The following is a 13,208-nucleotide window of genomic DNA, read 5'->3' as shown; positions in this document are numbered from 1 at the left end:
GGTCGAAGTCGCGCCATCTGTTCTTCGCTCAGCCAATAAAGATTGCTCATATTACACCCCCGCAGTTTGCGGGTTTGAAGCATGCCGAAATGACAGCATCAACCAGATTAATGGGTCCTGAACCTAGACAGTGCAAATTTGTGACATTGCTAATCCGTTGCCCTCCAATACATGCTTGCATGTCTAAGAGGATGGGGGACCAAGAAGATGGGCTGGCTCGCACCGCATGAGGGGCGACTGTCGGTCTTGTTGCACGTGGCGATCCCGTTTTGCCTGTCGATCAAGGGGAAAGGGCGTCACGGAAACCTGCCATTGGCATGTTTTTGCCCCGAACGGGCGGCGCGCCGAGTTGTTCATTCTTCCGCTCAGACACACCACCGGGATGGTCGCCAGTCTGCTGCGCTTGGCCGGTCTGGACTGGGCCGTTCCCGATCACTCCACACTATGTCGCAGCCAAATGACGCGCGCTGTTCAGCGCCCGTATGCTCGACAGGCAGTCCATATGCAGAGACTGAGACCGGGATTTCCACTGGTCTGCGAAGAGAAGTGTGACCCGGATAAGTGACAGTGACCCACGAGAAAAAAGGAAGGCGCGCCTGACCTGAACGCCCAATGAGAGAGGCTGCCTTTTGCGGGGCAAAGCGGGACAAAACCCGCGCGGCCAGTTCTCGGCTGTTGCACTTTCACGTCGACGTATCCGCTTTGTGAAGCTGCGTGTTGATGCAAGTCAAGGTTGTCAGCCGCTACGCAGACCTACGCAGATACATAGACGCTAGAATGCCTGCGATGAAATTTCGTCGCGCGGCGTCATAGAGGAGTAAAGTGCTATGAAATCTGCAACACAGAAATCCTTAAACGACGCCCCTGGAGCAAAGGGGTATTTTCGTCGGACGCTTGCCGCGCTTGGTATGGCGGGCGAGGACCGCACACGGACATCTTCTGTCAGATACGCTAGTTTCAACTGGATACGGATCGTTTTCGGTATCGTGCTGATCTATGACTCTTGGACCTCGCTGAGTTGGCAGCACAAAGTCGCGTCGGCTCAGGCGCTGGGGCTGCCGACCTCAAGCCCGGTTCTTCATCTGCTGGTGATTATTCTGGCCTTCGTGGAGTTGGCCGTCGCGCTGTCGATCCTTTCAAACCGCGGTGTCATCCCAATGAGTTGGGTCGGAATCGGCTATGCCGCTTTCGTCTGGATCGTGTTCCAACATGGGGGGGATTTTGGGCAAGACGGAACGGATCCCGGTGTCGCGCTTCCTTACATCGTGATGTTTCTGTTCCTCATCGGTGTTGAGCGTTTGCGGACCGTTCCGGATGTGTCGAATAACGAGTTGCTGACACTCGCGCGAAATGGCTTCGGGTTGCTTTGGGGGTATGACGCTTTGTTGAAATTTCAGCCCTATTTCTTGAACCACTTCACGGATTTTCTCACCTCTGCACAGACGGACATGCAAGGAACCTGGACTGCAAGTTATGACCAGCTGTTTCTGGTCATAACCAACGCCATGGGGCCACATCTGGTCGCAGTTCTGGTGGCGCTTACCGAGGCACTGGTGGCGGCGTCCCTGATCAGTGGCCGCGGGTTGAGGATTATGGCACCGATCGGGTTTCTGCTATCATTCGCGATCTGGAGCACTGCCGAAACCTGGGGCGGTCCCTATAGCCTGGGTGTGTCGGCCGAGGCGGCTCAGATGTTTGGCACAGCGACGATTTACATGATGGCGTTCTTCTACATTATGACACTTTACAATCCGCTTGATTTGCTACGGGCAAGACCACGCGTGTTGGGCTGATAGTGCAAACCAGCGGTTCCGCTAACGAGGAATTCAACCACGGAGCCCGCGCGCAGCAGTTTCTCATGGGCGCCATCGTGGGCGCCCAATCCTGCAGGCCTGAAGCGTCATGCGTCTGATGCAAGCGCAATGGGAAACACCTCGCCGCCGAGTTGAGATGGCTCCGTCTGGTGTCAAGCCAGGCGGGGTTCTAGTGAGCGCGCTGCCGACGTAACCTGTGATTGAAGGGCCCACAGCGGTCCTTCATGCCCGGTGCCGCAAATGTCCTGTGTGAATGGCTCCTGCATAGCAAGACATTTGTGATCTGTTTTGTGCATTTGTCAGAAGCAGTCATGTGCAGGGCTGATCCTCCCCCACTGAACTGGTCCGCCACTATAGTTAGGAAACGGAGGATCGGAGATGGGCATCAAACGACACAAACCGGAAGAAATTGTCACGAAGTTACGGCAGGTTGAGGTGCTGTGCGGAAGGGAATGCCGCGCGTTGATGCCATTCGACAGGTGCAGATTACAGAACAGACCTTCTATCGCTGGCGCAAGCAATATGGCGGTATGGGAGCTGACCAACTGAAGGACGTAAAACGCCTTCAAAAGAAGAATGACCGATTGCGCCGAGCGGTATCTGACCTGACATTGGACAAGCTGATCCGGACGGAAGCTGCACGGGGAAACGACTGAGCCCCTCGCGTCGTCGCGCCAGCATCGACCACATCCGCAGTCACATCAGGGTGTCGGAACGGCGGGTTTGCCGTGTTTTGGGGCAGCACTTGGTCTGCCCCCATCGGGTGGTCCGGTTTGAATGTTAGTGCATCGTTGGCCTCTGGTCCATCGGGATGGTGCTTTTGGGCGCTGGCGGCCAGAAGCCCAAGGCGCTGTGCGGCCTGACGGTGTTGTAATGCCGACGCGATCTGAGCCTCGCGCAGGCTGTAGAAGAGCTCGCCATTCAAAAATTCATCCCGGAACCGTGCGTGGAAGCTCTCGCAATAGCCGTTTTCCCACGGAGAACCAGGCGCGATGAAGGCGGTTTTCGCGCCCACAGCTCCGATCCATGCCCGCACTTTCTTGGCGATAAATTCGGCGCCATTGTCGGACCTTATGTATTCCGGCGGCCCTCGCAGGATGAACAGATCAGTCAAGGCGTCGACCACATCCGTTGAATTGAGCCCGCGTTTGACGCGGATCACCAGCGCCTCCTTCGTGAACTCATCGATGATATTCAGCGTGCGGAAGATCCGCCCGTCATGCGTCCGGTCCTGCACGAAGTCATAGGACCAGACGTGGTTCGGACGCTCCGGCCGAAGCCTCACGCACGACCCTTCATTGAGCCAGAGCCGGCCCTTCTTGGGTTGTTTTTTGCGGGACCTTCAGCCCCTCCCGTCGCCAGATCCGTTCGACCACTGCGCGACAGTGGTTTGTTCGCAAACCACGAGAGGGGCGCTTGTGATTTACCTGCCAACCGCTGTTGTTCAGCAGCCCGGTGATCATGCGATACCCCCTCTCAGCGATACAGGCATCGCCTGCCGGGCAATGCATAGCGTCCGAACTCTTCGGCCAACGCGATGATGTCCTCGGTCAACCGTGCTTCGTGCGGCAGTCCCATGGGCACCCTGCGCTGCGTCGATCGATGCTGACCCCATGTGCGGCAAACCCTGCGCTCGGACACGCTGAGGGTTTGCCGCACATGCTCGATGCACTGCCTGCGGCGGGAAGGGTTTAGAAGTTTCCCCGCGCAGCCTCGGCCAGGATCATCTTATCCAGCGTCAGATCCGACACGGCACACCTAAGCCGGGTATTCTCGGCCTCCAACTCCTTCAAACGCTTAAGTTGATCGCGGCTCATGCCACCATACTCCTTGCTCCACCGAAAGTAGGTCGGCTGCGTCACGCCAATCTGACGCACGGCATCGGCAATCGAGTTGCCTTGCCCCTGCAAAACTTCTACCTGCCGCAGCTTCAGCACAATCCCTTCGGGTTTGTCTCTCTTTCCAGCCATCTCTGGTCCTCCTGAAATGGGATAATACTATCCCAAAAGGTGGACCACTTCAGTGGGGGCACTCCATCTCGTCTTGTCGATCGAAACTGCGCCATCCGGTTTTACATAACCGCTGGGCCCTCTAGGCGAGTTGGGCATCGTAGAGAGGGCAATTGATCAGCGACGACACCAGGCTGGCGGCCCATAGGCGATGAAACAGGCGGGTGACAGTGGGGCCGGACTTGATCCGCTGGCCGAAGCCACAGGCTTGCGGTGCGTTTCGGGCGGTTTGCGAAACATCAAAGCGTCGCTTGCGGGCCGGGGACTGACCTTGGCCTAGCGTCTCGCTTGGGTCATTTGTTCGGGTCCGGCGTCACCAATCTTTCACATGAATGCAATTTGCCTTTCATGTGAATGTGGGACCCCAGCCCCGACGAAACTGGCCGGGACATTATCGGAATGGATTCATTTTCCGAACGACAGCGTGAAATTCTTGAGCGGGTGTCAGGCCTCGGTCATCTGACGATCGAAAGCTGCGCACAGATTTACGGAGTCTCGCCTCAGACCATCCGACGCGATGTCAACGAGCTGTGCGCGGCGGGCGCTTTGCGCAGGGTGCATGGCGGCGTCGAGTTGCCGCAAAACGAGAATCTTCAATACACATCACGCCGCATGCTGAACGGCGCGGCAAAGCGTGCCATCGGCCATGCCTTCGCAGCCCATGTGCCCTCGGGATCTTCGCTTGCGGTCTCGATCGGCACGACACCCGAATATGCGATTCAGAAGCTCCGGCATCAAAGCGACCTCATGGTGCTGACCAATAATCTCAACATCGCGCTCTTCGCCTGCGATCAAGAAGGCTGGTCGGTGCGGGTGCCCGGTGGCGCGGTTCGGGCGGGCGATCGCGACATTCTAGGGCCTCAGGTCGAGGATTTCTTTGGTCGCTACCAAGTGGATTTCGGTGTCTTCGGGGTGGGGGGCGTGGCCGAGGATGGCACGCTACTTGATTTCAGCGAAGATGAGGTGGCGGCGCGGATTGCGATCTCGCGCAATTGCCGCCGGTCCGTCTTGCTGCTGGACAGCACGAAATTCGGTCGTTCCGCGCATGTGCGTGGCGGACATCTGAGCGAGCTGGATCTTGTCATTTGCGACGCTGCATTGCCGGAACAGCATCGCGCCGCGCTGGAAAATAACAGCGTCGATGTCGTCATCGCAGAGGCTCAGCCATGAGCGGGGCGCAGCAAACAGGGCGTGCGATCCGGCTTGAGGGGGTGACTCGGCGCTGGGGGGAAACCACCGCGCTGGAGCAAATCTCGGTCGAGGCGATCGCGGGCAAATTCACCGCACTTCTGGGGCCCTCGGGGTGTGGTAAGTCGACCCTGTTGCGGATCGTCGCTGGTCTTGAAGAGGCGAGCGAGGGACGGGTGTTGATCGGTGATGAAGATGTCACCGCGCGTTCGGCGGACAAGCGCGATCTCTCGATGGTGTTTCAATCCTATGCGCTGTTTCCCCATCTCAGCGTGGCCGAAAATATCGTGTTCGGCCTGAAAACAAGGCGGGTCGGGCGCGATGAACGCCACGCGCGTCTTGCGCAGGTGGCAGAGTTGCTGGGCCTGACGCCTTATCTTGATCGCAAGCCGAGTCAGCTGTCAGGAGGGCAGCAGCAACGGGTCGCATTGGGTCGCGCGGTGATTTCGCAGCGCCCGGTCTGTCTGATGGACGAGCCGCTGTCCAATCTCGACGCAAAGCTGCGCCACGCGATGCGCACCGAACTGCGCGCGCTTCAACGTAAGCTTGGGTTCACCATGCTTTACGTCACCCATGATCAGGTCGAAGCGATCACCATGGCCGATCAGGTCGTGCTGATGAATGCCGGCAGGATTGAACAGGTGGCCAGCCCGCATGATCTGTATGAGCGCCCGGCAACGGTTTTCGCTGCGCGCTTCATCGGCACACCGCCCATGAACATTCTGCCAGCCAGCGCGCTTGGCGAAATCGGTGCACGGATCGAGGCTGCGGCCGGGCGTCGCTTGCGCTTTGGCATCCGCCCCGAGGCGCTTTACCCCGATCCGCAAGGGGCGCTTGAGATGCGCCTGACCGGTGGCGAATACCTTGGTGCGGATGCGCTGGTGCAGGGCACGCTTGGTGGGGCGGAGGCGTTGATGCGTGTGCCCGGCCAAGCGCTCGCGCCGACAGGCTCCGTGCTGCGCCTCGGGCTTGGGGCGCATGATCTTCACCTCTTCGACGCGGATACGGGCAAGCGGTTCGAACTGCCCCAACTCGCCTCGCTGACAACCCGGCTGGACACCCCGGCGGGTCGACCCGGCGTAACAACGCCACTCTCCAACTGGAAGGACCTTTGACCATGTTCGACAAGCTCTTCAAGGGCACCGCAGCCGCGGTGACGCTTGGCCTTCTGACCGCGATTCCGGCGCATGCGGTCGATCTGCAATTCTACTTCCCCGTAGCCGTTGGCGGCGGGGCAGCCAACACGATCGAGACGCTGACCCAAGATTACATGAAAGATCATCCCGATGTGAAAATCGATCCGATCTATGCGGGGTCTTATCAGGATACGATCACCAAGGTGATCACCGCGTCACGAGGAGGCAACGCGCCCCAGATCGCGGTCGCCTTGTCGACGGACATGTTCACCCTTCTTGATGACGGCCTGATCCTGCCGTTTGACAACTACGTCAAGACGGATGCCGACAAGGCATGGCTTGAGGGGTTCTACCCGGCCTTCATGGAAAACAGCCAGGTAGATGGCAAAACCTGGGGCATCCCGTTCCAGCGTTCGACGCCCGTGCTGTATTGGAACAAAGAGGCCTTCAAGGAGGCCGGTCTTGATCCTAACACCCCGCCTGCAAGCTGGGATGAGATGGTCGCGATGGGCAAGAAGCTCACCAAGACGGATGCCAATGGCAATGTCACGCAATGGGGCGTGCGCATCCCGTCCTCGGGCTTTCCCTACTGGCTGTTTCAGGGGCTCGTGATCGAGAACGGGGGCAAGCTCGCCAATGCTGAGGGGACCGAGACCTATTTTGACAGTCCCGAGGTGGTCTCGGCGCTGCAATATCTCGTCGATCTGTCCACCAAGGACAAGGTGATGGAGCCGGGAATTCTGGATTGGGGTACGACGCCCAAGGATTTCTTCGAGCGCCGCTCGGCGATGGTCTGGACCACAACGGGCAACCTGACCAACATGCATGACAACGCACCGTTCGATTTTGGTGTGGCGATGTTGCCCCAGAACAAGCAGCGCGGCGCGCCCACGGGTGGGGGTAACTTCTACCTGCTCAAGGGCTCATCGGATGCCCAGCTTGCAGCGGCGGTCGATTTCATCAAATGGATCACAGCACCGGCGCAATCTGCCGTCTGGACTAAGGCGACCGGCTATGTCGCGCCGCGTCCTGCCACGTGGGAGACGTCCGCGATGCAGGATTACGCCAAGGGGTTCCCGCAGGTGCTCGTTGCGCGTGACCAGCTGCAATATGCCAAGGCAGAGCTGTCAACGCATGAAAACCAGCGTGTGACCCAGATCCTCAACGATGCACTGGAGGCTGCGATTACCGGCCAGAAAACGCCGCAAGAGGCGCTGACACAAGCGCAGGCCAAGGCCGATCAGGTGTTGGCCGCCTATCGCTAAACATCCGTGCTGAGGCACTTTGGGGGCAGGTCATGCTGGATCTGCCCCATTCTCTCCCGACAAGGACGAACGCAATGTTAAAGCGCGAATGGATATATGGCTGGTTGCTGATACTGCCTGCGCTTTCGCTGATTTTCCTGTTTACTCATTTTCCCGCAGCGATGACCTTGATCAACTCGGTCTTCTCCACGCCACGCGGAGGCAAGGACGCGCATTTCGTAGGCTTGGCCAATTACGAGCGGTTGATCCATGATCCGGTGTTCTGGAAGGTGCTCGTCAACAATCTCTGGTATGCACTGGGCACAATTCCCGTGTCGATCGCTTTGGCGTTGCTGATGGCGCTGCTGGTCAACCGCCCCTTCAAGGGGCGTGCGCTGGCCCGGATGGCTTTTTTCACGCCGACCATCCTGCCGCTGATCGCGGTCGCGAATATCTGGCTGTTTTTCTACACACCCGGTTTCGGGTTGATCGATCAGATCCTTGGGTTTTTTGGGTTCGGGCAGACGAACCTTTTGGGCACGCCCTCAAGCGCGTTGCCCGCGATCATGGTCGTCGCGATCTGGAAAGAGGCGGGGTTCTTCATGATTTTCTACCTCGCCGCGCTTCAGTCGATCCCGTTGCAACTTGCCGAAGCCGCTAGGATCGAAGGGGCAGGGCGCTGGACGATCTTTCGCCGTATTACCTTCCCACTCTTGATGCCGACAACGCTGTTCGTGTCGATCAATGCGGTGATCAACGCCTTTCGCCTTGTTGATCACATCTTCATCCTGACGGGTGGGGGGCCGGGGAATGCCTCGTCTTTGCTGCTTTACTACATCTACGAGACGTCCTTTCGCTTTTGGGACACGGCCTATGGCGCGACGCTGACGGTGGTGCTGCTGAGCCTGCTCTGTCTGCTGGCGGTTGGCCAATTCTTCCTGTTCGACCGGAAGGTGCATTACAAATGAGCCGCTTTGATCGCTACCTCTGGAATGGCGGCGCGGGGCTGCTGGCCTTGCTGTGGGTGTTGCCGCTGCTATTTGCGGTTTGGACCGCCTTCCACCCCTCGGCCTATGAGGCGAATTTCACCCTGAGCGCGCCCATCACGCTGGAAAACTTCGTGAAGGCGTGGAATGCGGCGCCGTTTGCGCGCTATTTCCTCAATACGTTCCTGTTGGTGACGGGGATCACGGGGGCGCAATTCGTCCTGTGCTCGCTTGCGGCCTACGGGTTTGCGCGGTTCCGGTTTCCGGGACGCGGTATCTTGTTCTCGCTGGTGCTTTTGCAATTGCTGGTCATGCCCGACATTCTGATCGTCGAGAACTACAAGATCATCCGCGCTTTTGATGCGGTCGATACGCTGCAAGGCATCGCGCTGCCCTATATCGCCTCAGGCTTCGGCGTGTTCCTGATCCGCCAGACTTTCATGACGGTGCCGCGCGAACTTGATGACGCCGCGCGGATTGAAGGGGCAGGGCCGTTGTCGATCCTCTGGCGGGTTTATGTGCCGCTCGCCAAGCCCACCTATCTCGCCTACGGGCTCGTTTCGGTCAGCTATCACTGGAACAATTTTCTCTGGCCCCTGATCGTGACGAACTCGACCGAGACGCGCCCCGTCACCGTGGGGCTGTCGGTCTTTGCAACCACAGATTCAGGCGTTGAATGGTCCGTGATCAATGCTGCCACCTTGATGACATCGGCGCCGTTGCTCATCGCATTTCTGCTGTTTCAGCGTCAATTCGTCCAAAGCTTTATGCGCGCGGGCATCAAATAAGAAAGAGACCAACATGACCTTGCCACTGCTTGGCGCCGCCATCCGCCGTCCCGATCTCGACATCCTGCGCGATTGGCTGTTCGAGGAAAAACGGGCGATCGAGATCCAGGACTTTGTTATGCCCGATGTGATCGCAGGTGATCCGCGCGATCTGATCGAGTCCTACAAGGTCGCGCTTGCCGGCCATCACGGACCACGTGGCATTCACGGCCCGTTCTTCGGGCTCGACCTTGCTAATCCCGATGTGGAAATTCGCGCCGTGATCCAACAGCGCCTGCTTACCGGGCTCGAGATCGCCGAGGCGCTGGGGGGCACGCATATGGTCGTGCATTCGCCCTTTACCTATTGGCATGTGCTCAACCGCGACAACTATTCGCAAATCCATGGTCAGATGATCGAAGCGATGCACGCGTGTCTCGCCCCCGTTCTGGCACGCGCAGGCGAGATCGGCTGCACGCTGATGTTGGAAAATATCGACGACACCGATCCTGCGGCTCGCGTTGCGGCGGTGGCTGCGATTGATCATCCGGCTTTGCGCGTTTCCCTTGATACGGGCCACGCCGAGCTTGCGCATGGCCGCTATGGCGCGCCGCCCGTGGTCGATTTCATCGCGCAGGCCGGGGCGCGGCTTGGCCATGTTCATCTGCAAGACGCAGATGGCTATGCCGACCGCCACTGGCATCCGGGCGAGGGGCGTATTCTCTGGCCCGCAGTCTTTGCCCAGCTTGCGACTCTCCCTGAACTGCCGCGCCTCATTCTTGAGGTGCGCAACCGGATCGCGCGTTTGCCCGCAACAGTGCGCAACTTACAAGAGCGCGGCCTTGCGCGGTGAAACGCCGCTTAGCCTGCGCATGTTGCAAGCCTGTCATTCGGGTGCAGTATGGGGCCTCAACGCGAGGCTCCACGCATGCACAGGCTTGCCCGAGATGCCGACGATGCACATGCGTGTCATGACGTCTCTCCTTGAGGTCAGAGGTCAAGCCGCCAAACTGTGCTGGGCGACACGGCGCGGGCCACGGGTCAGCAACCAAAAGGCAAAGCCGATCTCGGCTAGGGTGACGATAAGCAGCAGGGCGACCTTCATCGCCGCCAGCAGGCCCGCGTCGGGAAAGACGAACATCTGCACGCTATCGACAAGATATCCAGTGCCACCCACGATCAGGCCGGCACCGATTAAGCGGGGATAGAGACCGGAGCGCGCAACCAGCGTGCCGAGCAACAGCAGGTGGAGACAAAAGAAAATCTGCCAGATCCAGACGCCCGCATCATGGACATGGCGCAACAGACCCGCCAGCTCGATCCGTTGGGCCTTCGAGAAGCTGCCCAATGGCACCGTTCCGTCGGCGAGAGCCAGAGAACCGGCGTGGAAAAACAGCATTGCCGCCATCACAGCGACCATCATCAGGCGCGCATACGAGGCCGCCAGTGACAGCGTCGCGTTTACCGGCCGGAACATGAAATAAAGCATCACCGACACCAGAACCTCGGTCACCATCATCACGACATCGCCAACAAGTCCGGCGTAAAAGAGCCCGCGGTGGAGCGCGATATTTGCGAAGGTCGCGGCCGGGTCGCCGGCCACGTTCAACTCACCGGGGACGTAAAGGATCGAGAAGCCACCGGCGAAAGCGATGATCAGGTAGAGCGCCCCTGTCAGTCGGGCATAGGCTCGTGAGGAGGGATCTTCAAAAGCGGTCATCGGCGGAACTCCTTGCGGTCAATGTGACGGGATCGCTCTCCTCATATATCCATTCGTTTGAGCCGGGAATTGACCGGCTAAGTCGATCTGATATGCATAAATGCATGGATTGGCGCAGCGTCACCTTCGACTGGGACCGGGCCCATGTCTCCGCGTGACGGACCAAGACGGATCGCTCACTGCCGCAGCACTCGCCCTGAAGCTGGCGCAGCCGATGCTTGGGGGCAGAAAGAGGCACTAGAGGGCGAGGTCGCAATCTCGGCGTCCGAATTCATCGAGATCGACGGTCACGACGGTCAGGGGAGCTTGATGGCATTGCTCAACGCTCCCGGGTTCGCGCTCACAGAGGCCAATTTCCCGCTTCGCTGCCGCAAGTTCACGGTGATATGGGAGATGGTGCGCCTGCGCCATCCTTGGCATCTTCAGGCTACGCAGATGATGATAGCGGCACCGGCAGGATCATGACGTATGACCCATGCCTCCTTGCTCAACGGTAGCGCCGAAGGTGGTGTCACATCGGGTTGGTCGGTTGGCTTTCCATCCACCAGCCTGTGAAGAACGTTGAGCACATGGGTCTTTATCGGCACGCCCGCCTCCAGTGCCATCCCCACAGCACAGAGCACAGCCTGTTCATCTAGGTGCAGAACAAGCGACAGGATATCGACCATCCCCTGCCCGGCAGGGCATTGCGCAGCAATGTCCCGAGAGGGGCGCGGTCTCCGCCAGGCTTTCGCAGAATAATATCCTGCAATTGACGGAAAGGATTGGGCATCGATACAAACGGTGCTCCGTTGCGCAACGGCCTCGGCTTACGCTGCACAACGGTCAGGGAATGGCGCCAGTCATAGCTAACGCGGTCAGGCTGGCGGGGTGATCTCTCGATGATGCATTCATGCACGCATTTCACGACCCCCTCAGCCACAATCACCAGTCATTCAGGATAGATGTGCAGGCTGACAGGGCGGGGCGCAAAGCTGGCAGGCACAGAGTAGCGGTTGCGATCAAAGGTAGTCAGGCAAGTCGGAGATACGCGCTTGCTCAACTCAACTAAGCCGTCAAAGGCCGTTGGTAGTGGCATCAATGCGGCCCTCTCGACCCCCCAGGCATCAGCAATCCTGCCCGGCAAACTTAGCATGCACAGACTCGACTCAAAGCGCCTGACAGCGAACTTCCAGCCATCCATTCAGTGCTTGAATGTCTGAAAAAGGCGGTCGCCACCTGCCACGGGCGATGGCGCGCATAGCGGACGTACTTCTCAACCTGACTTTTCTCCCACGCAGCAGCTGGATTGCAAAACTCAGGCTCAAAGACTTAGTGGCTGGTCATCGCCTAAAAGCGCGCATTTATATCGCGCTGCTTGCCTCAGCCAACCCTGTCCACGGCTGTCTTCATGTTATCGTAGATGCCGCGATCTGGGATACCCTCAAACACGCGGAAAGCAAGCCAATGGGCGTCAAACAGCATCCATTGACCGGCAGTGCGTTTCCTCAAGAAATGTCACGAGAGGGACGTGGGTCTGCAAACAAATAGGCCCGCACCAGAAACGCGCGGCTGAGTGACAGCTCGATGTGGGCGACCTGAAGCTTCACGCGCTCGCCACCAATAATGGCCCAGTCCTCGCTCCAATCAAATTGGTACGCTTCACCCGGTTGGGACACCAGTGGCACAAAGGTTTCTCGGCCTGTTGTTTGCTGGGCGCGCTGTCGGTCCGCCTTCCAACCGCGCCCAAAGACCGCAACCCGCTCATACGATCCGTCAAAGCCATGCTTCACCAGATCTGCGTGCATCTGCTTGGCCGTGCGACGGTCTTTGCGAGACTTACGCCGCTCCGTCACCAACCAACCATACAGCTTCACCGCAAATGAATCCAACTTACTTGGCCGTGTCGGCGTCCGAAAACTGGGTTCAACTATGTCAGCCCGCAGATAATTCCTGACGGAGTTGCGAGACGGCCCTGTCCGCCGTGAAATCTCACGAATAGGCATCTTGTTTCTCAAGGCCCATCGTCGAATAACGTTCAAAAATCCCATGTCTACCACTCCATTAACCCTAGACACATCTCGTCTGGGGCAAATTTGCACATGGGTCATTTTCAGTGACAATTCTGACCTCTACCGGGGCAGTTCTGAGTGACGTTCAACAGTTTTCAGCCTGAATTTGCTGATTGTGCGCGATCAGGCGCTTATGGCCGCTCTTGATCGAGTTGCCGAAAACGCTTGCGTCATGGAAAAGTTGCTCGCGCTGCTGACTGTGCAGCTCGTCATCCAACTCGATGAAGGCGGGCATCGACACCTGCATTATGGCGCATTGCGACCTCGGTCGGAGCAGGAGCCATCCACCACAG

10 protein-coding genes and 4 pseudogenes are annotated in these 13,208 nt (G+C 58.6%); 10 read left to right on the top strand and 4 right to left on the bottom strand.

Annotated features, from left to right (window positions below; genetic code table 11):
- Positions 1-171: 171 nt before the first annotated feature.
- From QZ571_RS15055 to QZ571_RS15045, 3 genes and pseudogenes are all read left to right on the top strand, one after another.
- Positions 172-490 (top strand): annotated as a pseudogene (locus QZ571_RS15055) (transposase); the annotation flags it as partial.
- Between the two features lie 337 nt (positions 491-827).
- A complete protein-coding gene (locus tag QZ571_RS15050; protein WP_295536575.1) occupies positions 828-1,793 on the top strand; it encodes a hypothetical protein in 966 nt (321 codons plus the stop codon).
- Between the two features lie 399 nt (positions 1,794-2,192).
- A pseudogene (locus QZ571_RS15045) lies at positions 2,193-2,559 on the top strand (transposase); the annotation flags it as partial.
- 35 nt (positions 2,560-2,594) lie between these two features.
- Here the strand turns inward: QZ571_RS15045 and QZ571_RS15040 are convergent.
- A pseudogene (locus QZ571_RS15040) lies at positions 2,595-3,784 on the bottom strand (IS3 family transposase).
- A gap of 438 nt (positions 3,785-4,222) precedes the next feature.
- Between QZ571_RS15040 and QZ571_RS15035 the strand changes: the two are divergent.
- The 6 genes from QZ571_RS15035 to QZ571_RS15010 all read left to right on the top strand — a co-directional run bounded on the left by QZ571_RS15035 (position 4,223) and on the right by QZ571_RS15010 (position 9,997).
- Positions 4,223-4,993 (top strand): DeoR/GlpR family DNA-binding transcription regulator, encoded by a 771-nt coding sequence (locus QZ571_RS15035; protein ID WP_295536573.1) that lies wholly within the window; start codon positions 4,223-4,225, stop codon positions 4,991-4,993.
- Positions 4,990-6,126, top strand: a complete 1,137-nt coding sequence (locus QZ571_RS15030) for an ABC transporter ATP-binding protein (protein ID WP_295536570.1) — start codon at positions 4,990-4,992, stop codon at positions 6,124-6,126. Before QZ571_RS15035 ends, QZ571_RS15030 begins: the two co-directional genes overlap by 4 nt.
- A gap of 2 nt (positions 6,127-6,128) precedes the next feature.
- Entirely contained in the window at positions 6,129-7,412 is a 1,284-nt protein-coding gene (locus tag QZ571_RS15025; RefSeq protein WP_295536568.1) for an ABC transporter substrate-binding protein, read from the top strand.
- A gap of 74 nt (positions 7,413-7,486) precedes the next feature.
- Positions 7,487-8,359, top strand: a complete 873-nt coding sequence (locus QZ571_RS15020) for a carbohydrate ABC transporter permease (protein ID WP_295536566.1) — start codon at positions 7,487-7,489, stop codon at positions 8,357-8,359.
- On the top strand, positions 8,356-9,165 hold the full coding sequence (locus QZ571_RS15015) for a carbohydrate ABC transporter permease (RefSeq protein ID WP_295536564.1): 810 nt from the start codon (positions 8,356-8,358) through the stop codon (positions 9,163-9,165). Before QZ571_RS15020 ends, QZ571_RS15015 begins: the two co-directional genes overlap by 4 nt.
- A 13-nt stretch (positions 9,166-9,178) precedes the next feature.
- Positions 9,179-9,997: a TIM barrel protein gene (locus tag QZ571_RS15010; RefSeq protein ID WP_295536562.1), complete on the top strand. Its 819-nt coding sequence runs from the start codon at positions 9,179-9,181 to the stop codon at positions 9,995-9,997.
- A 144-nt stretch (positions 9,998-10,141) separates the two neighbouring features.
- Here QZ571_RS15010 and QZ571_RS15005 read toward each other — a convergent pair whose 3' ends face one another.
- The gene (locus QZ571_RS15005) at positions 10,142-10,864 is read right to left on the bottom strand and encodes a DUF4386 domain-containing protein (RefSeq protein ID WP_295536559.1); all 723 of its coding nucleotides are present in this window, start codon (positions 10,862-10,864) and stop codon (positions 10,142-10,144) included.
- A gap of 144 nt (positions 10,865-11,008) precedes the next feature.
- On the opposite strand from QZ571_RS15005, the gene QZ571_RS15000 reads away from it, so the two are divergent.
- Complete coding sequence (locus QZ571_RS15000) at positions 11,009-11,329, top strand: hypothetical protein (RefSeq protein WP_295536558.1); 321 nt, start codon at positions 11,009-11,011, stop codon at positions 11,327-11,329.
- On the opposite strand, the pseudogene istA reads toward QZ571_RS15000, so the two are convergent.
- Positions 11,287-12,894 (bottom strand): annotated as a pseudogene (gene istA / locus QZ571_RS14995) (IS21 family transposase). The gene QZ571_RS15000 and the pseudogene istA sit on opposite strands and share 43 nt — an antisense overlap.
- Before the next feature lie 106 nt (positions 12,895-13,000).
- Positions 13,001-13,150 carry a hypothetical protein gene (locus tag QZ571_RS14990; RefSeq protein WP_295536556.1) on the bottom strand — a complete coding sequence of 50 codons (150 nt, stop codon included), beginning with the start codon at positions 13,148-13,150 and terminating at the stop codon, positions 13,001-13,003.
- Positions 13,151-13,208 lie beyond the last annotated feature (58 nt).

Origin of the sequence: uncultured Thioclava sp., assembly GCF_913064665.1 — a bacterium.
In the GTDB taxonomy this organism is placed as follows: domain Bacteria; phylum Pseudomonadota; class Alphaproteobacteria; order Rhodobacterales; family Rhodobacteraceae; genus Thioclava; species Thioclava arctica.
This window is presented reverse-complemented; position numbering and strand designations above follow the sequence as displayed.